This is a genomic window from Actinophytocola sp., from assembly GCF_036378875.1.
Taxonomy (GTDB): domain Bacteria; phylum Actinomycetota; class Actinomycetes; order Mycobacteriales; family Pseudonocardiaceae; genus Actinophytocola.
On record NZ_DASUVO010000003.1, the window covers coordinates 46495 to 69525 of the forward strand.

Here is a 23031-nt window from a genome sequence, read left to right on the forward strand (position 1 = left end):
CGGAGCTTGCGGAGCGAATCATCGGTATCCAGGCCGCCGCCTCGAACGCGGAGGGCGCCGGTGGAGCGGAGCCTGCGGAGCGTTCCGGTGCCACGGAGCGGGCGAGGGGGCGGAATGAGCGGCCGGTGGCTGGAGGTCGCGGACGGCGTTTACGCGCGCCGCTACGCCGAGCTGGACCAGACGCTCGGACTCGTGGTGGGCGACACCCACTGCCTGGTCATCGACACGGGCACGGACGAACTGCACGGCGCCTCGATGGCGGCGGCGGTGCGGTTCGTGACGCCGTTGCCGTGGTCGGTGGTGATCACGCACGCGCACTTCGACCACTTCTTCGGCACGAAGGCGTTCCTACCGGCTCCGGTGATCGCGCACGAGCGGTGCCGGGCGGTGATCCTGGCCGAAGGCGACATGCAGCGGCGGGCGTGGTCGGCGCGCTACCGCTCCGAGGGCAAGGGCGAGCAGGCCGACCGCCTGGCCTCGGCCAAGCTGGTCGCGCCGAACGAGGTGATCAACTCGTCGGTGCTGCTGGACCTTGGCGGACGCACGGTCACGCTGATCCACCCCGGTCCGGCACACACCGACCACGATGTGATCGTGCACGTGCCGGACGTCGCCGTGGTGTTCGCGGGTGACCTCGTCGAGCAGGGCGCGCCGCCGTCGATCGGGCCGGACTCGCACGTGTCCGACTGGCCGGCGGCGCTCGACGCGATCATCGCGCTGGACCCCGCGATCGTCGTGCCGGGGCACGGCGATCCGGTGGACGTCGGCTTCGTGCGAAGACAACGTGACGAGCTGGCCAGAATGCGCTAGTGAGCGGAGCTTGCGGAGCGAACCATCAGGCACCTGACCGACGACCGCCCGCTCGGAGCGTGCGATGAGCGGGCGAGGCGCGGTCAGATCTGGACGGCTTTCAGCTCGGTGAACTCCTCAAGCCCGAAGCGGCCGAACTCGCGGCCGTTGCCGGACTGCTTGAAACCGCCGAACGGCGCGCTGGTGTTGAACATCGCGCCGTTGATGTCCACCTGGCCCGCGCGCAGCTGCCCGGCCACGGCCTTGGCCCGGTCGACGTCGGCGCCGAACACGCCAGCCGCGAGCCCGTACTGGGTCCCGTTCGCGATGCGGACCGCGTCGGCCTCGTCGCTGTAGGGCAGGACCGACAGGACCGGGCCGAAGATCTCCTCCTGCGCGATCGTCATGTCCGGCTTCACGTTGCCGAAGACTGTCGGGCGGACGAAGAAACCCTTGCCCTCCACCGGGTCCGGGCCGCCTGCCGCCAGCGTGGCGCCCTCCTCGACGCCCTTGCGGATGTAGCCGACCACACGGTCCCGCTGCGCCGCCGACACCGCGGGCCCGAGCCGGGTGGACTCCAGGGCCGGGTCGCCCGGCACGTACTTCGCGGCCGCGGCGGCGGCCGCCTCGAGCGCCTCGTCGTGCCGGTCGGCGGGCACCAGCAGCCGGGTGAGCGCGCTGCACGCCTGCCCGTTGTTCATGAAGCAGTTGGCCACGGTGATCTTGGCGGCCCGCACGATGTCGGCGTCGGCCAGCGCGACCGACGCGGACTTGCCACCCAGCTCCAGTGCGATCTTCTTGACCGTCTCGGCGCCGACGGCGGCCACGCGCCGGCCAGCGCGGGTCGAGCCGGTGAACGACACCATGTCCACGAGCGGGTGCGCGGCCAGCGCCTCGCCGACCACCGGGCCGGTGCCGTGGACCATGTTGAACACGCCGGCCGGCAGCCCGGCGTCGGCGATGATGTGTGCCAGCAGGCTGGCGGTCAGCGGGGCGACCTCGCTCGGCTTGAGCACGACGGTGTTGCCCGCGACCAGGGCCGGGGTGACCTTGGCGACCATCTGCTGGAGCGGGAAGTTCCACGGGGTGATGGCCGCGACCACGCCGATCGGCTCCCGCACGATCGTCGAGTTGCCGACCGTCACCGGGTCGAGCGCGCCGGCCTCGACCGCCGCCAGCACGCCGGCCGTGATGCCGACGGGATTGGTGACCTGCACCTTCGACGCGAACGTGATGGGGGTGCCGACCTCGGCGACGATCGTCGCGGCCAGCTCGGCGGCGCGTTCCCGCAGGCCGTCGTTGATCCGCTGGACGGCCGCGACCCGCTCGGCGAGTGGGGTGGCCGCCCAGCTCTCGAACGCCGATGCGGCGGCCGCGACCGCCGCGTCGGCCTCGGCGGCGGTGCCCGCCGGCACCGCCGCGATGATCTCCTCCGTCGTCGGGTTGACGACGTCGATCCGCTCCCCGTCCCCGTTGGCGAACGTGCCGTTGACGAAGTGGTGGGGCTGGACGGTAGGGGCGGCCATCGGTCCTCCGTGATGTGACACGCTCATCGGGTTCGCTCCTCAGCCTGTCACATCCGCCTTGCTCAGTCGAAGGACAGCTCACCCGTCCGAGTGCGCTTCAGCTCGAAGAAGTTCGGGAAGCTCGCCAGCGCGACCGTGCCGTCGAACACCTTGAGCGCGTCCTCGCCCCTCGGGATCGACGTCAGCACCGGACCGAAGAACGCGACGCCGTCGACGTGGATGGTCGGCGTGCCGACGTCCATGCCGACGGGGTCCATGCCCTCGTGGTGGCTCTTGCGCAGCGCCGCGTCGAACTCGTCGGTGTGCGCGGCCTCTGCCAGCTCCTCCGGCAGGCCAACCTCGGCGAGCGCCTCCTTGATGACCACGTCGAAGTCCTTGTTGCCCTGGTTGTGGATCCGGGTGCCCATCGCGGTGTACAGGTCGCGCAGAACCTCCTCACCGTGGTTCTGTGCGCCGGCGATCGCCACGCGCACCGGGCCCCAGCCCTTGGTCATGAGCTCCTGGTAGGACTCGGGCAGGTCGCGACCCTCGTTCAGCACCGCGAGGCTCATCACGCGGAAGCGGAGGTCGACGTCGCGCTGCTTCTCGACCTCGAGAATCCACCTCGAGGTGATCCAGGCAAACGGGCACAACGGGTCGAAGTAGAAATCGATCTTCGTCTTGCTCGATGTGGTCATGCCGGTGGAAACGACGGACTTGTTGCCGTTCTTCCCGCCTGGCGGGCCAAACGGCACCGCTGAGTGATTGGATGCGTTGAACAGGATTGTCAGTACCGAACAGCTGAGGTGACCAGTGGCTCCGCCCAACCTGACCCGTGACGATGCACACCAGCGTGCCGCGCTACTGGACGTGCGGTCCTACGACGTCGAGCTGGACATCACGGATGGCGGCGGCAAGCCCGGCGACACCACGTTCCGATCGGTCACGACCGTGCGGTTCGCGAGCAGGGAGGCCGGCGCGGACACGTGGATCGACCTGGTCGCCACGTCGGTCGAGAGCGCGACGCTGAACGGCACACCGCTCGACGTGTCCGCCTACCGCGAGGACGACGGCATCGCGCTGCCGTCGGTCGCGGAGGAGAACGAGCTGGTCGTCGACGCGACCTGCCGGTACATGAACACCGGGGAGGGCCTGCACCGGTTCGTCGACCCGGTGGACGGCGGCGTCTACCTGTACACGCAGTTCGAGACGGCCGACGCGAAGCGGATGTTCACCTGCTTCGACCAGCCGGACCTGAAGGCGACGTTCCGCTTCACGGTGATCGCGCCGCGGGACTCGACGGTGATCTCGAACTCGCCGCTCGAGGCGAGCGAGCCAGAGCCCACCGGTGCGGTCCGTCACGTTTTCCAGACCACGAAACGGATGTCGACGTACGTGACCGCGCTCGTGGCCGGGCCGTACGCGCAGTGGCGGGACGAGTACTCCGACGAGCACGGCACGATCCCGCTCGGCCTGTACTGCCGCGCGTCGCTCGCCGAGCACATGGACGCCGAGCGGTTGTTCACCGAGACCAAGCAGGGTTTCGACTTCTACCACCGCAACTTCGGCGTGCCGTACCCGTTCGAGAAGTACGACCAGTGCTTCGTGCCGGAGTTCAACGCCGGCGCCATGGAGAACGCGGGCTGCGTGACGTTCCTCGAGGACTACGTCTTCCGCAGCAGGGTCACCCGGTACGCCTACGAGCGCCGGTGCGAGACCGTGCTGCACGAGCTGGCACACATGTGGTTCGGCGACCTGGTCACCATGCGGTGGTGGAACGACCTGTGGCTGAACGAGTCGTTCGCCACGTTCGCGAGCGTGCTGGCACAGGCCGGGGCGACCGAGTACCGCCACGCGTGGACGAGCTTCGCGAACATCGAGAAGTCGTGGGCCTACCGGCAGGACCAGCTGCCGTCGACGCACCCGGTGGCCGCGGACATCCCGGACGTGCAGGCCGTGGAGGTCAACTTCGACGGCATCACCTACGCGAAGGGCGCTTCGGTGCTCAAGCAGCTCGTGGCGTACGTGGGGCAGGAGCACTTCCTGTCCGGGCTGCGGGTGTACTTCGCCAAGCACGCGTGGGGCAACGCGACGCTGGCCGACCTGCTCGGAGCGCTCGAGGAGGCGTCGGGGCGGGACCTGTCGTGGTGGAGCGCGCAGTGGCTGGAGACGACCGGCCTGAACCCGTTGCGCCCGGTGTTCTCGGTCGACGACGACGGCCGGTTCACCTCGTTCGCGATCACGCAGGGCGGGGCGAAGCCGGGCGCCGGCGAGCTGCGCACGCACCGGGTCGCCGTCGGCGTGTACGACGAGGAGAACGGGAAGATCGTCCGGACGCACCGCGTGGAGCTGGACGTGACCGGCGAACAGACGCCGGTGCCGTCGCTGGTCGGGGTGTCGCGCGGCAAGCTGGTGCTGGTCAACGACGACGACCTCAGCTACTGCACGATGCGGCTCGACCCGGACTCGCTCGCGACGCTCGTGGACCGCATCGGTGACATCGTCGAACCGCTGCCGCGCACGCTGTGCTGGTCGGCGGCGTGGGAGATGACCCGCGAGGCGGAGCTGAAGGCGCGGGACTTCGTGAAGCTCGTGTCCCAGGGGCTGCCGGCGGAAACCGAGGTCGGCGTCGTGCAGCGGCTGCTGCTGCAGGCGCAGACGGCGATCAACTCGTACGGGGACCCGGCGTGGGCGCCGACCGGGTGGGAGATGTTCACCGAGCGGCTGTTCGAGCTGGCGGCGGACCCGGCGACGGAGTCGGACCAGCAGCTGGCGTTCGTGAACGCGCTGACCGGCTCGGTGCTGACCGAGGCACAGATCGCCGTGCTGCGTGGCTGGCTGGACGGTTCGGCGTCGCTGCCGGGCCTGGTGGTCGACACGGACCTGCGGTGGCGGCTGCTGCACGCACTGGTGGCCCACGACGCGGCCACGGAGGATGAGATCGAGGCGGCACTGTCGGCCGACCCGACCGCGACGGGCCGCCGCCAGGCGGAGCGAGCCCGTGCCCTGCGTCCGGTGGCCGACGTGAAGGCGGAGGCCTGGCGACGCGCGGTGCACGACGACGAGCTGCCGAACGCCATCAACGAGGCGATCATCGCGGGCTTCTCGCACCCGGCGCAGAAGGAACTGCTGGCGCCGTACGTGTCCCGGTACTTCGCGGACGTGGCGGAGGTGTGGGCCCGCCGGTCGAGCGAGCGCGCACAGCCGGTGGCGCTGGGCCTGTACCCGTCGTGGGCGGTGGCGGAGTCGACGGTGGCCGCGTCGGACGAGTGGCTGGCCGACGAGTCCCACCCACCGGCCCTACGCCGCCTGGTCACAGAAGGCCGAGCAGGCATCCTCCGCGCACTGGCCGCCCGCCAGTTCGACGCCCAATAACCCGCGAGTCCAACCGCCACGACCCGCGTGTCCAACACCAGAGACCGGTGAGTTCAACATATCGAGTTCTCGCGATTTGTTGAACTCACCGGTCTGGAGTGTTGGACACGCGGGTCTGGAGTGTTGGACACGCGGAAGCGCCGCAGGCCCACAAGCCTGCGGCGCTTTGCGTTGTTCAGTGTTTCGGGCCGGCCTGGTCGGTCAGCATGCGGAGGCCGCTTACCAGGCCGCCGATGAGGTCGCCCTCCTTGAAGGAGGCGACCATGCTCATCACGGCCAGGTTGCACGCGCGGTCGGGCAGGCGGCGCGACGAGTCGGCGCCCGTCACCACCTCGACCTTCCGCTGGCCGGGCGAGACGGCGATCAGCACCGCGGCCGCGGCGGTGTCGCCGGACTCCGCGTGCAGTGACTCGGCCGTCGCGCGGGTGTCCTCGCCCAGCGCACCGACGTAGACGCTGAAGCCGAGGCCCGTGGTGCGGGCCGACAGCGTGAGTGCCTCGTCGAGCCGGGCCAGCTGCACCGAGTTGAACGGCAGCTCCGGCTTGGCCGGGTGGAACTCCTTGGCGACCGACACGCGGCCGCTCAACGTCACCACCGCGGCGTGGCCGTGTTCGACGTCCTCGTCGAGCACGTCGCCGGGCCTGCCATGCAGTACGACCTCACCAGCTGCCACGAGCGCCTCCCTTGGCCGTGCGGCGCGGCTTGCCGCCGCCGGTTGGCACGGCGGAGGCCTCGGCCCCCGCCGGGTTCGCGGTCCACCACACCGGTGGGTAGTCCCACGGCTGCCCCGGCCGGTACCTCGGCGCCCGCGCGAACTTGTCCCGCAACGTCAACAGCGCGACGAGCCCGTAAATGGCACCGGGAATCGCAGCGTAGATGAGAAGGGTCTGCACGACACTCACGACCACACCTCGCCCTCTCCTCGCAGGCTCCGAGAGGCCGGGCGCTGGTCGTGGCGCTGATGGTTCGCTCCGCAAGCTCCGCTCACGCGCGACACACTACCCAGCATCACCCGAGTACTGACACTCGGCCGCGTGCGTGACGTCGCACTCATGCAGTCGGTCGAAGCGGCAGGGACGAACGGCCGCTTCTCACTGACTGACATCGCATCGTCACTCTTCATGTCTTGTCGGCTACAGTTTTAGGCCATAGCTTTCACCTGTACGGCCCTTGCGGTCCCTTCCCCGGCACGCTCCGTGCCCGTATCGCCGAGGAGTTCCCGTCATGCAGATCATCACCCCGACGGTCGTCACCCATTCGGACGAGTGTGCGCTGCTCGGCACCCGCGTTACCCGAGGTACGCGCGTCACCGCCGGCACCCGGGTCACCCGAGGCACGAGGGTCACGAGGGGGACGCGCGTCACCGCGGGGACCAGGGTCACGCGTGGTACGAGGGTCACCAGGGGCACGCGCGTGACCGCCGGTACGCGCGTCACGAGGGGCACGCGAGTCACGCGTGGAACCCGGGTCACGGCCGGGACACGGGTCACCGCTTCCTGAGCCGGAAACCGGTCAGGCGGCCGGTTCACCCAGGTAGGGCAGCCACTGGGGGTCGGTGTCCACGACGCCGGCCAGCAGACGCCAGTGCATGCCACGCGGCGCTCTCGGGACCACCCGAAGGCGCCAGCCGAGCTCGGACAGCAGCTTGTCCGCCTTGCGGTGGTTGCACTTCACACAGCACGCCACGCAGTTCTGCCAGGTGTGCTCCCCGCCCCGACTGCGCGGGATGACGTGGTCGATCGTCTCGGCCCGCCCTCCGCAGTAGGCGCAACGGTGACGGTCCCGGTGCATGAGCCCGGCCCGCGTCAGCGGCACCCGCGCGCGGTAGGGCACGCGAACGTAGGTGGCGAGCCGGATCACCGAGGGCACCACGACGCTGTCGGACGCGGAGTGCAGCTCGATCCCGCTGGGGTCGCCGTGGACCACCTCCGCCTTCCCGCACACCACGAGCACGACCGCGCGCCGTAACGGCAACGCGGTCAGCGGCTCGAACGTGGTGTTCAGCAGGAGGACACGGCGCTTGCCCCACGGGGGCCCATTTGCCGGCTCAGGCGCGCCGACATCCGACGAAACGGGTTGCGGGCGCACGGACGCCCGCGACGCCGGCCCTCGGGCGGCGCCGATCGGAGTCGGATGTCGGTCGGGCACGCGACCACCTCCACCAGATCTGGCAGTGTTAGCAGATCACACATCACCCCCTGAACGCACGTGTGTTGTGTAACGTGTCCGGCCACTGTGGTGGATCAGTTATCAAAATGACCTTGCCGGCGCTGGTCAGACACCCTGTACAGCGGGTTTGAGCACCTCCTCACACCACTGGCGGAAGGTCGTCGGCGTGGTGGCCGCTGGCGTGCGCGGCTCCGCGTTGTCGAGGCCCGCTTCCTTGGCCGCCATCATGTCGACCATGCCCTGCGCCATCGCCTCGGACCACCCGTGCTCGATCTGCGTCGCGCGGAAGGCGTCCATGGGGACCCGCTGGTAGCGGACCGGCCGGCCGAGCACGTCGGACATGATCTCCGCCAGGTCGTTCTGGGACAGGTTCTCCGGGCCGAGTACCGGCACGTCGGCCACGCCGTCCCACGTGGAGTCGAGGAGCAACCGGGCGGCGACGGCCGCGATGTCGCGGGTGGCGCAGGTCGGCGCCTTGCGGTCACCGGAGACCGGTCCGAAGAACACGCCGTTGTTGCTGATCGACTCGACCTGCCACAGCAGGTTGTCCATGAACGAGGGCATCGCCAGCGCCCGGTAGCTCACGCCCGTGCTGGCGATCAGGTCGTCCATGGCCAGCGAGGCCGACACGTGCCCGGCGTCCCGCGCGACTCCGCGCCCGAGGGCCGACACGCCGACCACCCGCGCGACCCCCTGGTTCTTGAGGGCGTCGCAGGCCGGTCGGGTGAAGTCCAGGAAGGCGGCCTCCAGGCTCTCGGCGCGAGGGTCCGCGGCGACGAGCCAGAACACGGCGTCGGCGCCCGCGAAAGCCTCGGTGACGACGGCCAGGTCGCCGTGCGAACCCTCCACGACCTCGACCCGCGCACGCACGTGGTCGGGAAGGCGGGCGGGATCGCGGGCGACCACGCGGATCGGCTCGCCGCTGTCGAGGAGGTGGTCGAGTACCCGCCGGCCGATCTGCCCGGTCGGCGTGGTGACGACGATCATGAGAACTCCGAGGTGGTAGGGGATCTTGACGTCACCAAGTCAATGCGGGACGGCCACGAACCTGAAGGACCGGCTCGGTCGCCATTGATACCCTGGCGATATGAATGACCTGGAGACGCGGCAGCTCCGCTACTTCGTCGCGGTCGCCGAAGAGCTCCACTTCGGACGCGCGGCCGAGCGGCTCTCGATGGCGCAGCCGCCGCTGTCCAGGGCGATCCGGGACCTGGAACGCCAGCTGGGCGTCCAGTTGCTCGAACGCAGCACGCGCCAGGTCACGCTGACCGCGGCCGGGGCGGTGTTCCTGCGGGACGCCAGGACCGCACTCGACGCGGTCGCGGCGGCGGACCGGCGGGCCAGGCACGCCGGCCGCCCGGACCCCCGCCTGCGGCTCGCGCTCAAGGCCGACCATGACGCCGGCCTGCTGCCGAAGATCATCGAGACGTACGAGGTCGAGGACGGCGCGCTACCGGTCGAGCTGCTGCTCGGCGGCCGACACGAGCAGCCGAGGCAACTCCGTGACGGCCGGGCGGACGTGGCCCTGCTGCCCACCCCGTTCGACGAGCGCGGCCTGGACTTCGAGCCGTTGCTGACCGAGCCCCGCCTGGTCGCGCTGGCGGCCAACGACCCCCTCGCCGCCCAGACGGGCCTGCGCCTCGCGGATCTGGCCGGCAGGAGCCTCCCCGACGGCGCGCCGGCCGACCAGGGCTACTCGACCGGTCCGACCACCAGGGCGGCCACCCACGGTCCCGTCTCCGACCTGACACAGATCTTCAAGCTGGTCGAGCTGGGCAGCATCGTCTGCTTCCTGCCCACGTCGGTGACGGAACGCTACCGCCGGCCGGGCATCGTGTACCTGCCCGTCAGCGACCTGGAGCCGGCCACGCTCACCGTCGCCTGGCCTCAGGACTCCCACTCCCCGGCCGTCGCCGCGTTCATCCGCGCGGCCATCGAGGTGGCGGCAAGTGCCTACGCCGTAAGAGAAACACCAAGTCCCGTGGCTACATAACCTTCGTCACACCAGGCGCTCCGCTCACCGGCGTCCGGGACCGAATCGTTATCGTCGCCCCCGTGACACCACTTGTTCTGGGGCAGCTGAACGTCGAACTGACGGACTGTGCGGACACCGACGACTGGTGCAAATCCGTCTACGAGCTGACCCGAAACCAGTGGCTCGCCTCCTCGGCCAACTGGCTCATCGCCAAGCCGCTCTCGATCCTGCTGATCCTCGTCATCGCGATCATCATCCGGCTCGTTGCCCGGCGCCTGATCGACCGGCTGACCAAGGCGAACGGCGGCGGCAGGATCCCCGCGCTGCTGCGGCCGCTGAAGGAGCGGGCACCGCAGGCACTCGGCTCGATCCTGTCGGAACGGCGCGCCCAGCGGGCCAAGACCATCGGGTCCGTCTTCAAGTCGATCACGTCGGTGATCGTGTTCGGCACCGCGTTCATGATGATCCTCGCCGAGCTGGGGGTGAACCTCGCGCCCGTGCTGGCCTCCGCCGGCATCCTCGGCGTGGCCATCGGTTTCGGTGCGCAGAACGTCGTCAAGGACTTCCTCTCCGGCGTGTTCATGATGCTGGAGGACCAGTACGGCGTCGGTGACGTCGTCGACGTCGGTGAGGCGTCGGGCACCGTCGAGGCCGTCGGCCTGCGGATCACCACCATGCGGGACGTCAACGGCACCGTCTGGTACGTCCGCAACGGGGAGATCCTGCGGGTCGGCAACTCCAGCCAGGGCTTCGCGGTCGCGGTCGTGGACGTGCCCATCGGCTACGGCGCCGACGTCGAGCAGGCCACCGAGGTCATCGACCGGGTGGCCACCCAGGTCACCGACAACGAGCCCGTGTCCGATGACGTGCTCGAGCCGCCGGACGTCCTCGGTGTCGAGCGGGTGTCGGCCGCCGAGGGCATCATGCTGCGGGTCACCGTGAAGACCCGCCCCGGCCGGCAGTGGGCGGTGCAGCGGTCGCTGCGGGCCCACATCATGGGCGCCTTCGAGGAGGCCGGCATCCAGGGTCCGGTCGTGCGTGGCTTCGGCACTTCCGAGTAATGGCAGGATGGGAGGGCAGGAGCTGGCCGGACCGCCTTCCCAGGACGACCACCCGAACGCCCTGCCGCCGAACGGAGAGAGGCAGACAGATCTGTGGCGACACCTGAGGAAGCAACGAGCTTCTACGACTCCGTCGGCGGTGAGGCGGTCTTCCACCGCATCGTCGGCCGGTTCTACGAGGAGGTCGCGAAGGACGAGGTGCTGCGCCCGCTGTACCCCGAGGAGGACCTGGGGCCTGCCGAGGAACGCCTGCGCATGTTCCTGATGCAGTACTGGGGCGGTCCGCACACCTACTCGGACCGCCGAGGCCACCCCCGGCTACGAATGCGCCACGCACCGTTCTCGATTGGGCCGATTGAGCGCGACGCGTGGCTGCGATGCATGCGAATAGCGGTAGACGAAGCCGCGTTGTCGGATCATCATCGGCGCCAGCTGTGGGGGTACCTGGAAATGGCCGCCAACAGTTTGATGAACAGCTGGGCCTAGGCGCGACGTGGTTTCCCCGTCGGTGCCTCGATGACTAGCAGGACGGCCGACATTGGGAAGACCCGGAGATACCTCCGCGTGGTGGCAGCGCGCGACCTTTTACCAGGTGTACGTGCCATCGTTCGCCGACGCCGACGGTGATGGCGTCGGCGACCTCGACGGCGTCCGGGAACGGCTCGGCTACCTCGAGCTGCTCGGCGTGGACGCGTTGTGGCTGACGCTGGAACCGACCACCCCCATCGACGTCGACGCGATCGACGGGCTCGTCAGCGAGGCGCACGCGGAGGGCATCAAGGTCACGATCGACCTGCCGACCTACCACGACGTCGAACCCGAGCTGCGGTTCTGGCTGGACCACGGCGTCGACGGGTTCCGCGTCGACGACCGCGGCGTGCCGGACACACACCGGCTGGTCCGCCAGGTCCTCGACGAGTACCCGGGCACGATGGCGATCGGCGAGTTCTGGCCGACCGACGACACGTACCCTCGGCCCTACGAGCTGCACCTCGGCGTCAACTTCCGGCTGCTGCTGGCCGCGTTCGAGGCGGTGACGCTGCGCACGTCGATCGACGCGTCGCTGGACGCCGCGGCCATGGCGAGTGTGCCGCCGACGTGGACGCTGTCCAACCACGAGGCCGTCCGCCAGGCCACCCGATACGGTGACGGCGCCGTCGGCGCACAGCGGGCACGGGCGATGGCGCTGGTCGAGCTGGGGCTGCCCGGGGTCGTGTACCTGTACAACGGCGAGGAGCTGGGGCTGCCGGACCTGGACGACAGCCGGGTGCCGTTGCCGTGGGAGGGAGCGGAGCCGCCGTTCGGGTTCTCCGCCAACGAGTCGACCTGGCTGCCGATGCCGTCCGACTGGGCGAAGCTGACGGTGGAGCGGCAGCTGGAGGACGCCGACTCGACGCTGTCGCTGTACCGGCAGGCCCTCGAGTTACGCAGGACCCATCCGGCGTTCTCGGGTGTCGATCTGGAGTGGTACGGCGCCCCCGCGGGGTGCTTCGCCTACCGGCGCAAGGGCAGTGGCCTCGTGTGTGTGCTCAACGCGGCCGACACCCCGGTGCCGTTGCCCTCCGGTGAGCTGCTGCTGGCGAGCGGCCCGCTCGCGGGTGACCATCTGCCACCGAACACCGCGGCCTGGCTGGTGTAGCTACAGGCCGCTGCCGACGTCGCCGAAGCCGCCCGGGTCCGGGTCTGGGTCGACACCGTCGTCGTCGGACAGGGCGGCGCCCGCGGCGAACGCGGCGGCCGGGCCGACAGTCCACGCCGCGCTGGTGATGGCGTTCTTGCGCCGTTCCTTCGGCGACAGCGGCGCGAGCGGCGCCGCCGGCACGCTGGGGCGCTGGATGTGCCGTGGTCGCGCCGGGCCGTCTACCGGTTCCCGGCCCTCCCACTCGTCGTGCTTGGGCACCGTCTGGTCCAGGAACCGTCGTGCCGGGTCCTCTGGCTCGCTCACTCCGCTATGGAACCACAGAACGACGTTCGCTCAGCGAACTTCGCTCAGACAAGTAGCGGCAGCAAAGCATGCCGCCGGCGGACCACCGCGCCGAACCGGGCGTCGATGCGCAACCACGCGTCGGTCGCCGTGATCCGCACGTGCTCGTCGTCGCCGGCACCGAGGAAACCCATGCCGGACATGGCGAACAGGCACCGCATGGGGATCTTCACCTCGAGACCGTCGCCGGAGACCGTCAGCACGGTCTGGTCCAGCAGCGACGCGGGCGGGGTGCCCTGCGGGCCGACGTTCTCCCGCGCCACCGTGAGCCCCCGCTCGGTCAGGTCCGCCACGATCTTCGCCGGCAGCTGCTCCTCGACGACCTGCCAGTGGGCCTGCGGCGGTAACGCGGAACGCCACTGCAGGTCCAGCACCGGGCCAGGGTCGATGCGGTCGGCCCTGGACACCGCGAGCGCGGCCAGCAGCTCGTTGCCCGACACGGTCACGTCACCCGGCTCGACGCTGCCGAGCACGGTCCTGGTGGCCAGCACGTCGAACGGGGTCGCCACCCAGGCGTCGACCCGGCCGCCGTCGCGGTTGCGCAGGCGGACCACGGTCTGGCCGTCCAGGCGGACCGCACGAGCCGCGAAGGCGCCGAGGTCGTCCCGCTCGGACGGATCGGCAAAGCTCAGCTCAGGCATGCTGTGTCGATCTGCCTCTCTCCGTTCGGCAGCAGGGCATTCGCCGAGTCGTCCTGGGAAGGCGGTCCGGCCAGCTCATGCCCTACTCCCAATGCGATACGCGGCGAGAAAGTCCCGCTCGTTCTCGGTGAGCCGGCGCGGTCGGCTGTTGGCCGTGTCGTACGGCACGAGCCGGGTCTGCGCCGTCGCCGCCACCAGGTCGGTCTCCAGCGGTCCACTGTGGATCGTGTAGTCCAGGGTGAAGGACGCGTTCAGCATCTCGCGCACCGACATCGCCACCCGCACCACGTGTCCGTCCGCGACCAGTGGAGCGTGGTAGTCGACGACGAGCCGCGCGACGACGAGTCCGCCCGCCATGCCGCCGGCACCCTGCCGCTTGCCCTCGTCGAAGAGCAGCGCGAGACGCGCTTCCTCCAGCAGCGTCACGGTTCTGGCGTGGTTGACGTGACCGTACGCGTCCATGTCCGACCAGCGCGGCCGAACCTCGGCGATGAAGACACCCACTAGCGAACCATACTGCGCACCTGTCGGGTCGCCACCGAGAGTGTCGCCAGGTTGGGGCTGCCCGCGCTGCGGATCTCCTCGAGCGACTCACGCGACCGGTTGATGCGCCGCGCGTTGGACCGCTCCCAGTTCTCGATCTTCTCGTCGGCCGTGGTGCCGGGGTCGCTCTGGCGCAGCACGTCGAGCGTGATCGCCCGCAGCGAGCTGTACAGGTCGTCCCGCAACGCGAGCCGCGCGAGCGCGTGCCAGCGGTTGCCCCGCTCCAGCGCGCTGATCGACGTCAGCATCGAGTCGATGCTGAGGTGGTCGGACAGCGCGTAGTACAGCTCCGCGGTCTCCCGGGGGCTGCGTTCGGTGTCGAGCGAGTCCCGGTCGGCCAGCTCGGCCACCTCGATCACGTCCAGCAGCGGGTAGCAGTCCAGCAGCGAGGCGACCTGTCGTGCCAGGTCCTCCGGCACGGCCTCCACCACGAGCTTGTGCATCTCCTTCTCGACCGAGTCCCGTTCCGCGCCCCGCAGCAGCTTCGGCACCTCTGGCACGAGCTCCGCCACGACGTCGTGGAACCGGTTGATCTCCGCGCCGACCGCGAGCGGCTGCGGCCGGTTCGACAGCAGCCAGCGGGACGCCCGGTCGAGCAGGCGCCGGGACTCCAGGGTCATGTGGTCGGCGATGTTGGTCGGCACGATGTTGTCCAGTGCCTGGATCTGCCGCCACAGCGCCGGCAGGTCGAAGATCTTCGTGACCGCGGCGAACGCGCGCACGGCGTCGGTCGCGGACGCGTTCATCTCCTCGGCCAGCCGGAACGCGTAGGACACCCCGCCGCCGTCGACGACCTCGTTGACCACCAGCGTGGTGGTGATCTGGCGGCTCAGCGGGTGCTGGGGGACGGCGTCGGAGAAGCGCTTACGCAGCTGGGTCGGGAAGTACTCGGGCAGGCGCCTGGCGAACACGTCCGCGTCGGGCAGCTCGGAGGTCAGCATCTCGTGCTTGAGCCGCAGCTTCACGTGCGCGAGCAACGTGGCCAGCTCGGGCGAGGTGAGGTTGTCGCCGCGCTTGTCCATGTCGCGGAACTGGGCCTTCGTCGGCAGCGCCTCCAGCGAGCGGTCCAGCCCGGAGTTCTCCTCCAGGTCGGTGACCAGGCGGGCCAGTACGGTCAGCATCTCCTTCGAGTGGGCCCGGCTCACGCCGAGCACCGCGTTCTGGGAGTAGTTGTCGGCCAGCACCAGTGCCGAGACCTCGTCGGTCATCTCGGCGAGCAGCTCGTTGCGCTGTTCCTTGGCCAGGACACCGCCGGTGACCAGCTGGTCCAGCAGGATCTTGATGTTGACCTCGTGGTCGGAGCAGTCGACACCGGCCGAGTTGTCGAGCGCGTCGGTGTTGACCTTGCCGTCCGCACGCGCGAACTCGACACGGCCGCGCTGGGTCAGGCCGAGGTTGCCGCCCTCGCCGACCACCATGACCCGCAGGTCGGCGCCGTTCACGCGGACCGCGTCGTTGGCCTTGTCGCCGACGTCGGCGTGTGTCTCGGTGCTCGCCTTCACGTAGGTGCCGATGCCGCCGTTCCACAGCAGGTCCGCCGGGGCCAGCAGGATCGCCTTGATCAGCTCCGGCGGGGAGAGCTTCGTGACGCCTTCTTCCAGGCCGAGTGAGATCCGTGCCTGCTCGCTGATCGGGATCGACTTGAGCGTACGTGGCCACACGCCGCCACCCTCGCTGATCAGCGACCGGTCGTAGTCGTCCCAGCTGGAGCGCGGCAGCTCGAACAGGCGGCGGCGCTCGGCGTAGGAGACGGCCGCGTCCGGGTTCGGGTCGAGGAACACGTGCATGTGGTTGAACGCCGCGACCAGCCGGATGTGCTCGGACAGCAGCATGCCGTTGCCGAACACGTCACCGGCCATGTCACCGACGCCGACGACCGTGAAGTCCTCGGTCTGGGTGTCCACGCCGAGCTCACGGAAGTGCCGCTTGACGCTCTCCCACGCGCCTCTGGCGGTGATGCCCATGGCCTTGTGGTCGTAGCCAACCGAGCCACCGGAGGCGAACGCGTCACCCAGCCAGAAGCTGTAGCTGGCGGCGACCTCGTTGGCGATGTCCGAGAACGTGGCGGTGCCCTTGTCCGCCGCGACGACCAGGTAGGTGTCGTCGGCGTCGTAGCGGACCACGTCCCGGGCCGGCACCACCTCCCCGCCCCGGAGGTTGTCCGTCAGGTCGAGAAGCCCCGAGATGAACATGCGGTAGCACCCGATGCCCTCGGCCAGGTAGGTCTCGCGGTCCTTGCCAGGGTCTCCGGTCGGGGCCGGTGGGCGCTTGACGACGAAGCCGCCCTTGGCGCCGACCGGCACGATGACCGCGTTCTTGACCGCCTGGGCCTTGACCAGACCGAGGATCTCGGTGCGGAAGTCAGAGCGGCGGTCCGACCATCGCAGGCCGCCACGGGCGACCGGGCCGAACCGCAGGTGCACGCCCTCGACGCGGGGCGAGTACACGAAGATCTCGAACCGCGGCCTCGGCTCCGGCAGGTCGAGGACCTGGGCCGGGTCGAGCTTGATCGCGAGGTAGGAGCGAGGCTGGCCCTGCTCGTCCCGGACGTTGTAGTTCGTGCGGAGCGTGGCCCTGATCAGGGCCAGCAGGCTGCGCAGCACCCGGTCCGCGTCGAGGCTGGTGACCTCGTCGATCATCCTGGTGAGCTCGACGACCTGGGTGTCCAGCTCGCGGGCGCGCATGTCGTCTGGCGTTCGGAGGTCGAAGCGCGTCTCGAAGAGCCGCACGAGAGCCGTGGCCACGCCCGTGTGGTCGAGCACCGCGGACTCGACGTCGCCCTGGTCGAACGGGACCCCGGCCTGCCGCAGGTAGCGCGCGTAGGCACGCAACAGAGCCGCCTGCCGCCAGGCGAGCCCGCCACGCAGGACGAGCGCGTTGAACCGGTCGGACTCGGCGTCGCCGCGCCAGATCGCGCGGAACGCGTCCTGGAACAGCGTGCGCTGGCGCTGCTGCTGTTCTGGTGTCGTGTCCTCGACCACCGCCGGGTCGACCCGCAGCCCGAAGTCGTAGATCCACCAGCGGGTGCCGTCCTCGCGGTGCAGCTCGTACGGCCGCTCGTCGACGACCTCGACACCCATGTACTGCAGCACCGGCAGCATCTGGGACAGCGTGACGCCCTCGCCAGCCAGGTACAGCTTGACGCGACGCTCCCCAGGTTTCGCGTTGTCCCTGCGGTAGAAGGACATGTCGAGGTCGCCCTCGGTGCGCAGCCCTTCGAGGCGACGCAGGTCGGTGAGCGCCTCCAGTGCGGAGAAGTCCTCCTTGTACGCCTCGGGGAACACGCTCGCGAACCGCTGGCCCTGCTCGTTCGCGGACTCGGCGCCGACGGTGACCAGCTGGTCGCCGGTACGGGGCACGCCGGTCTCGACCTTGTCCCGCTGCTCGGCGAACACGGCCTCGACGAGCCGGTCGTCCCAGGTCCGGACGGCCTCGGTGAGCCGTTCCTGGATGCGGTTGACGTCCATGTCGGCCGGCGGCGCGTCCGGGTCCGTGTGCACGGTGAAGTGGACCTGGGCGAACGAGGTCTCGCCGATGCGGGTGGAGAACTCGACGTGGGTGCCGCCGAGCTCGTCGATGAGGACGTTCTGCATCGCGATGCGCGAGGTCGTCGTGTACCGGTCGCGTGGGGTGAACACGAGGCAGGAGAAGAACCGGCGGTACGGGTCGCGGCGCAGGAACAGCCGCAGGCGGCGCCGGTCGGCGAGCGCGATCACGCCCGTCGTCGTCTGGTACAGCGTGTCCGCGTTGGTGGAGAACAGCTCCGAACGCGGCCAGTTCTGGATGACCTCGAGCATCTTCTGCCCGGTGTAGGACTCCAGCGGGAAGCCGGCGCGGTGGATCACCTCGAGGACGCGGCGGCCGACGACCGGGATGTCCAGGACGTCCTCGTGCAGCGCGTTGATCGTGAAGACGCCGAGGAAGCGGTGCTCGCCGGTGACGGTGCCGTCCTCGGCGAACGTCTTCACGCCGACGTAGTAGGGGAACGTCGAGCGGTAGACGCTCGACGGCGCGCTGGCCTCGGTGAGAATCAGCAGATCGGGTGAGTTGGCGTCGACGTCGGCGTCCGGCCCGGCGGTGAGGTTGCGGGTGGCGAGGCTGTCCTGGCGGAGCACGCCCAGCCCGCTGGCCAGGACGGCCTTGAGCGCGCGCCGGTTGCCGTCGCGGACGAGCTCGTAGTGGCGGTAGCCGAGGAACGTGAAGTGGCCCGCGGCGAGCCAGCGGAGCAGCGCGGCGCCCTCGCGGGCCCTTTCCTCGTCGACCGGTGGGTGGGTTTCGAGCTGCTCGGCGAGCGTCGTGGCGGTGCCGGCCATGCGGTCGGTGTCCTCGACGACCTCACGGACGTCGTTGAGGACGTTCTTGAGGGTGTTGGTGATCTCCTTCTTGCGGTCCTGATCGGTGATCAGGTCCACTTCGATGGACATCCACGACTCGGCGAGCGCCTCCGCGGGCGGTGCGTCGGCCTCGGCGCTGGTGAGGATGTCGCGGAGCTCACCGCCGACGACGTCCCGGTTGACCACGACGATCGGGTGGACCACGCGGTGGACCTGCAGACCGCTGCGCACGAGCGCCGCGGTGACGGACTCCACCAGGTAGGGCATGTCGTCGGTGACCAGCTGGACGATCGTGCCGGCCGTGCGCCAGCCGTCGGTCTCGGCGTCTGGGTTGATCACGCGGACCGCCGGTCGGCCGGGCACCCGCAGCCCCGCCAGATGGCGGTGGCTACGCACGATGCCGACGAGGTCGACGGGATCGGTGTCGTTGATCTCCTCCGGCGGGAGGTACCGATAGTAGAGCCGGATGAGGTCCGCCATGTCCGGCGCGGCGGAGGCGGCCTGTTCGATGAGCTCGTCCCGGCGCTGCTCGGGGCTATCCTCCGCCACGCCGGTTCTGCGGTGGCCAAGACGGGTCCGGGTTGAGGTCATCTTCAGGCGACTCCACTATTGGCGGCACCACGGTGTGCCGCGGGGGTTGGGCGACGTGAGCAACGGTACGACTAACCGCCCGGGCTCACTCGGGCGACCGGTGGCGACCCATGGCCGTGTTCGGGTCCCCCATGAACGAGTCGAACCGATCGGGTGTTCGAGGCTCCTCGTCACCGCCGTCATCGCCCGTGGCCTGGTACGCGGCCAGTGCCTCGGTGAGCAGACTGGCAATGGTCGTGGCGGATCGCTCCCCACGCCGAGGCAGTCCTTCGGGCCGCGGTTCGGGCCCGATCGGGTGATCGTAGGTCGTCGCGGACAGCCCGGCCGAAGCGCCAGACGGCTCCCGCTCAGCGACGGACGGCTCCCCCTTCGCCGCGCCACCCACCCGATCACCGGGCGCCGACACCGCGAGAAACCCGGACGACGTCCGCTGCTCGAACACCGCCGACAAACCATCCGGTTCATTCGCCGAGAACGCGGCCCCGGACGGTGGCGTGTCCCCCGGCTCCGTCGACTTCCCGAAGAGCCCTTCCGCGGGCGACTCCACGACGGCGGACGACTCCAACGCGGCCCAGGACGTCAACGGCTTACGCGACGGCAGTTCGATCCCACTGCCGAGATCCACGCGGAAACCGGACTTCACCCCTTCGGGGTCCTCATCCGAGGACGTGGGAACCGGGCCGGTGAGCGCGTCGAAGGCCGCCATGAGCCTGGACCGGGTGTCAACACCCGGGGGCCTTGGTGAGCCTGGCTCGCGCTCCGGGGTGACATCCGGCTCGGGCGGCTGAGGTATGTCCGGACGGCTGGGCGGCTCGGGGATGTCCGGCCCACCGGGTGGCTGAGGCATCTCGTCCGGCGTGGGCGGCGTGGGAATGGACTGACGAGGAGTCACCACATCCGCCACGGCGGCGACATCGAACTGATCGACGACAGCGGCGGGAGTGGGCGGTTCGCCAGCAGGGCCGCGGTCCGCGGCGAGATCGGAGCCGAACTGCTCGGCGCTGTACTGCCCAGCCGAGCCAGACAGGTCGTGCCGCTCGGCGGGGCTGCTGCCCTCGACGGCGCTGCCATGCCACCCGACAGAACCCGCGGAGTCGTACCGCTCCAGAGGCCTCGCCGAGCCGAAGCGCTCAGCGAGGCCGGCGGAGCCAAGCCACTCGGGAGTGCCGAGTTGCTCAGCCCGCTCGGCAGCACCTGCGCCGAACCTCGCCGACTCGCCAGCCGAGCCATACCCATCCGCGCCGCCAACCGGGTCAGGCCGCTCGGTAGCGGCGTGGTCCGGCGAAGCCGGCTGGGCCGTCGAGCCATACAACCCAGCAAAACCACCTCCACCGCCCGATCCGGACCCCTCTCCAGAGTCACTCGCCGACTCCGACCGCTCAGCAGCACCCGCGACGCCAAACCTCGTCAGCGCGCTGACCGAACCGTGTCGATCCGCGCCGGCAGCCGAGTCATCTCGCTCAGTCGACGTGTGGTTGGCGTGGGCCTGTTGAGCTGTCGAGCCATACAGGCCGGCGAAACCACCTCCGCTGTCCGATGTCGGCGTCGCCGCTGGGTCGCTGATGGTGGTCGGGGCTTGTTCCGGTGCCGCGAAGTTGGGGACGCCAGTGGGGAGTTGCTGGCCTGGTCCCGCATCTGCCCCGGTTGTGGTGTGCTCGGCCGCTGCGGCGCGAGGGTCGGTGGCAGCCGGGGGTGCGGCTTCCGCCGCGGCGGAAGGGCTGTGCGCTGAGGGCTGTTCCCGCGAGGGGTCGCCTTCGGTGGGGGTGTCTTGCGTGGTGGCGGGTTGGGCCGTGTTCGTGCGGGCTCGGAGGGCCTTGGCGTTCAGCTCCGACATCATTCGGGCCAGTTCTGCCCTTGTTTCGTCGTAGCTCGACGCTGCGTCGGCCGTTCTGGGCCTCGCCGCCGATGTTGCCGCTGGCGTCGGTGTTGGCGGGCGTAGTGGCTGGGAGATGTCTGGCTCCGCCGGCCAACCTGATGGCTCGGGCGACTCCCTGGCCGCGGTCTCGTCGGCGGTGGGGCCGTTTTCCGTGCGGGTCCAGCGTTGGCCTACCGCCGGGTCCGTTGCGCGGCGGGGCTCTTCGCCCGGATCGCTGCCGGAGGCTCGGCGGCGGCCACCGCTGCCCGTTTGGATGCTCAGGGAGTTCAGGATCGAGCGGCCCGCCTTTGTTGGGTCGTTCGTGGTCGCCGCGTGTAGTGGGGTGGTCGGGGTGTCTTCCGCCAGTGCGCTCTTCGGGGCCGGGGCGGCCGGGCTTGGTGCCGCGGCTTCCGGAGCGGGCGCGGGTTCCTGAACGGGTGCCTCCTCCGGAGCGGGCGGGGCGACCTGCGGCGACGTGGTGGGGGCGGCGAGGACAGGGGTCAGTGCGTCCCTCGCGGCCGTCAGCAGGCCGGCGGCGTCCACCGGTGTGTCGGTTGTCTGCGGGTCGGAAACCACGCCCGTGCTGATGCTCATGTCCTTGCCGCTGCCGGCCAGCCAGGCCGTTTCACGGATCGCCGCCGCGAACTCCTCTGCCTGGTCGCGTGTGGTGTGGGGCAGCAACACGGCCAGTTCGCCGCCGTCGGAGCGCGCGACCTCCGCGTCTTTCGGCGCCAGGTCGCGGACCTTGTCGGCCAGACCGACCATGATGCCGGTGTCCGGGCCGCGGTCCGCCTCGTCCGGGTCGGCGTCGCCGTTGTTCGGTTCGAAGCGGACAAGCGTCAGCGCCACCGGCCGCTCGCCCTTGCGGACCGCGCGCAGCCTGCGGAACAGGCCCTCACGGTCGAGCAGTGCCCTGCTTTTCTCCGTGGTGCCCTCGGTCGGCGCTGCCGGCACACCCGCCGGTGGCTCCGGTGTCCGTGACGGAGACAGCGTGGCGCGGGCCACCGGCGGCGGTGCCACCGCGACCGGCACACCCGTGGGGTGCGCCAGTTGACGTAGCAACGCGGCCGCTTGCTGCGTCACGTCCCTTCCGCCCTGGGCGGCACCCACCTGTACCAGCATGTGCCGGGCGGCGCGGGACATCGCGCGCATCCTGCGTTGTTCGGCGGCCCGGGCGGCACGCAGGGCCTCCAGCGCTTCCCGTGCGCGGCCTGCCTGCTCGTCGAGGCGGGACAGCTCGGTCAGGGCGTCGGCCAGCACCGAGTCCTGTCCGTGCCGCTCCGCCAACCATGCCGCCTCGGACACCAGCCCACGCCCGCGGTCCACCCCGCCCGCCGGCAGGTGCACGCGGGTCGCCACCGCCAGCATCAGCTGGCCGACCGACGCCGCCGACGTGGCACGCACCGGCTCCTCCAGCGTCGGGCGGGCGGTCTCCTCGGCCTCCCACAACTCGCCCTCGTCCAGCAGCGCGCACACCAGCTCCAGCACGAGCCGCGTCCGTAGACGGTCGCTGTCCGCACGAAGCTCGCGGCGGAGCCGGCCCAGCAGCGTGAGCCCGTCCCGCGCGGCCGTCACCGCGTCCTCGTTGTCGCCGTACCAGCGGTGGTACGCCGCCGACCGCACGGCCAGCCGGGCACGCTCGATCCGCCGCGCGTCGGGATTCAGCCCGTCGTCGGCGGCCAGTAGCCGGTCCGCCTCGGAGAGCGCGTCCTCGACGTCGTCACGACGTGCCACGTGCGCGATGCAGCCGACGAGCCGGCCGAGCGCGGCCGCACGCACCGACGGCGGTGCGTGCCCGGCCTCCAGCACCGGCCGCAGCAACCCGCCGCCCAGCAGCGGCTCACCGAGGTCCTGCGCGCACGCGGCGAGGTCGAGCCTGATCTCGGCCGCCAGCACCAGCGCGCCGGCTGACTCGGCCAACGCGAGCGCCTCGAACCCGGGCTCCACCGCACCCGCGTACTGGCTGGTTCGCACCAGCCCAGCCGCGAGCACGGCCTTCGCACGCATGGACAGGCTTCTGGCCTCGCCGACGTTCACCGCCGTCGCACCGAAGTCAGTGGCACCGACGAGCAGTGCGCGGCGGGCGAGCTGGACGCTGAGCTCGGGTGCGGACGTACGCAGTGCCTCCGCGGAGCGAACGAGAGCGGCACACTCGTTCAGCCCACCAGCCGCCGGCGCATCGTTCCAGGCCGCCGCCACCGCACCCCCA

General features: G+C 70.4%; 17 protein-coding genes. 6 read left to right on the top strand and 11 right to left on the bottom strand.

The window, feature by feature from the left end; translation table 11 throughout:
- Window positions 1-114 precede the first annotated feature (114 nt).
- Window positions 115-810, top strand: a complete 696-nt coding sequence (locus VF106_RS01295; protein ID WP_330837652.1) for an MBL fold metallo-hydrolase — start codon at window positions 115-117, stop codon at window positions 808-810.
- 83 nt (window positions 811-893) lie between these two features.
- Here the strand turns inward: VF106_RS01295 and VF106_RS01300 are convergent, their stop codons facing one another.
- Window positions 894-2315, bottom strand: a complete 1422-nt coding sequence (locus VF106_RS01300) for an aldehyde dehydrogenase family protein (protein ID WP_330837653.1) — start codon at window positions 2313-2315, stop codon at window positions 894-896.
- Between the two features lie 62 nt (window positions 2316-2377).
- Window positions 2378-2992 (bottom strand): DsbA family oxidoreductase, encoded by a 615-nt coding sequence (locus VF106_RS01305; RefSeq protein WP_330837654.1) that lies wholly within the window; start codon window positions 2990-2992, stop codon window positions 2378-2380.
- A 115-nt stretch (window positions 2993-3107) separates the two neighbouring features.
- Here VF106_RS01305 and pepN point away from each other — a divergent pair, with 115 nt between their 5' ends.
- Window positions 3108-5669, top strand: coding sequence for an aminopeptidase N (gene pepN, locus VF106_RS01310; protein WP_330837655.1), 2562 nt, complete (start codon window positions 3108-3110; stop codon window positions 5667-5669).
- 175 nt (window positions 5670-5844) lie between these two features.
- Here pepN and VF106_RS01315 read toward each other — a convergent pair whose 3' ends face one another.
- The 4 genes from VF106_RS01315 to VF106_RS01330 form a co-directional block, all read right to left on the bottom strand.
- Complete coding sequence (locus VF106_RS01315) at window positions 5845-6342, bottom strand: DUF5130 family protein (RefSeq protein WP_330837656.1); 498 nt, start codon at window positions 6340-6342, stop codon at window positions 5845-5847.
- A complete protein-coding gene (ctaJ, locus tag VF106_RS01320; RefSeq protein ID WP_330837657.1) occupies window positions 6329-6571 on the bottom strand; it encodes an aa3-type cytochrome oxidase subunit CtaJ in 243 nt (80 codons plus the stop codon). The genes VF106_RS01315 and ctaJ overlap by 14 nt, the downstream gene beginning before the upstream one ends.
- Window positions 6572-7181: 610 nt before the next feature.
- On the bottom strand, window positions 7182-7817 hold the full coding sequence (locus VF106_RS01325; RefSeq protein WP_330837658.1) for an HNH endonuclease: 636 nt from the start codon (window positions 7815-7817) through the stop codon (window positions 7182-7184).
- Between the two features lie 126 nt (window positions 7818-7943).
- Window positions 7944-8825 (bottom strand): NAD(P)H-binding protein, encoded by an 882-nt coding sequence (locus tag VF106_RS01330; protein ID WP_330837659.1) that lies wholly within the window; start codon window positions 8823-8825, stop codon window positions 7944-7946.
- 100 nt (window positions 8826-8925) lie between these two features.
- Between VF106_RS01330 and VF106_RS01335 the strand changes: the two genes are divergently transcribed.
- From VF106_RS01335 to VF106_RS01350, 4 genes are all read left to right on the top strand, one after another.
- Window positions 8926-9831 carry a LysR family transcriptional regulator gene (locus VF106_RS01335; RefSeq protein WP_330837660.1) on the top strand — a complete coding sequence of 302 codons (906 nt, stop codon included), beginning with the start codon at window positions 8926-8928 and terminating at the stop codon, window positions 9829-9831.
- Window positions 9832-9893: 62 nt separating this feature from the next.
- On the top strand, window positions 9894-10874 hold the full coding sequence (locus VF106_RS01340; protein ID WP_414638825.1) for a mechanosensitive ion channel family protein: 981 nt from the start codon (window positions 9894-9896) through the stop codon (window positions 10872-10874).
- Window positions 10875-10967: 93 nt separating this feature from the next.
- Window positions 10968-11360 (top strand): globin, encoded by a 393-nt coding sequence (locus tag VF106_RS01345; RefSeq protein ID WP_330837661.1) that lies wholly within the window; start codon window positions 10968-10970, stop codon window positions 11358-11360.
- Window positions 11361-11412: 52 nt separating this feature from the next.
- Window positions 11413-12513 (top strand): alpha-amylase family glycosyl hydrolase, encoded by a 1101-nt coding sequence (locus VF106_RS01350; protein ID WP_414638826.1) that lies wholly within the window; start codon window positions 11413-11415, stop codon window positions 12511-12513.
- On the opposite strand, the gene VF106_RS01355 is transcribed toward VF106_RS01350, so the two are convergent.
- The 5 genes from VF106_RS01355 to VF106_RS01375 all read right to left on the bottom strand — a co-directional run bounded on the left by VF106_RS01355 (window position 12514) and on the right by VF106_RS01375 (window position 23021).
- Window positions 12514-12819, bottom strand: coding sequence for a hypothetical protein (locus VF106_RS01355; RefSeq protein WP_330837663.1), 306 nt, complete (start codon window positions 12817-12819; stop codon window positions 12514-12516).
- A 44-nt stretch (window positions 12820-12863) separates the two neighbouring features.
- Entirely contained in the window at window positions 12864-13499 is a 636-nt protein-coding gene (locus VF106_RS01360; protein ID WP_330837664.1) for a DUF8010 domain-containing protein, read from the bottom strand.
- Between the two features lie 75 nt (window positions 13500-13574).
- The gene (locus VF106_RS01365) at window positions 13575-14003 is read right to left on the bottom strand and encodes an acyl-CoA thioesterase (RefSeq protein WP_330837665.1); all 429 of its coding nucleotides are present in this window, start codon (window positions 14001-14003) and stop codon (window positions 13575-13577) included.
- Window positions 14003-18967: an NAD-glutamate dehydrogenase gene (locus tag VF106_RS01370; RefSeq protein WP_330837666.1), complete on the bottom strand. Its 4965-nt coding sequence runs from the start codon at window positions 18965-18967 to the stop codon at window positions 14003-14005. The genes VF106_RS01365 and VF106_RS01370 overlap by 1 nt, the downstream gene beginning before the upstream one ends.
- Before the next feature lie 85 nt (window positions 18968-19052).
- Entirely contained in the window at window positions 19053-23021 is a 3969-nt protein-coding gene (locus tag VF106_RS01375; RefSeq protein WP_330837667.1) for a hypothetical protein, read from the bottom strand.
- Window positions 23022-23031: the final 10 nt, after the last annotated feature.

Excerpts from the sequence above, each read along its gene's own strand:
- VF106_RS01295 (WP_330837652.1), top strand. The coding sequence starts at position 115 with ATGAGCGGCCGGTGGCTGGAGGTCGCGGACGGCGTTTACGCGCGCCGC.
- VF106_RS01370 (WP_330837666.1), bottom strand. The coding sequence starts at position 18,967 with ATGACCTCAACCCGGACCCGTCTTGGCCACCGCAGAACCGGCGTGGCG.
- VF106_RS01335 (WP_330837660.1), top strand. The coding sequence starts at position 8,926 with ATGAATGACCTGGAGACGCGGCAGCTCCGCTACTTCGTCGCGGTCGCC.
- VF106_RS01300 (WP_330837653.1), bottom strand. The coding sequence starts at position 2,315 with ATGGCCGCCCCTACCGTCCAGCCCCACCACTTCGTCAACGGCACGTTC.
- VF106_RS01330 (WP_330837659.1), bottom strand. The coding sequence starts at position 8,825 with ATGATCGTCGTCACCACGCCGACCGGGCAGATCGGCCGGCGGGTACTC.
- VF106_RS01305 (WP_330837654.1), bottom strand. The coding sequence starts at position 2,992 with ATGACCACATCGAGCAAGACGAAGATCGATTTCTACTTCGACCCGTTG.
- VF106_RS01360 (WP_330837664.1), bottom strand. The coding sequence starts at position 13,499 with ATGCCTGAGCTGAGCTTTGCCGATCCGTCCGAGCGGGACGACCTCGGC.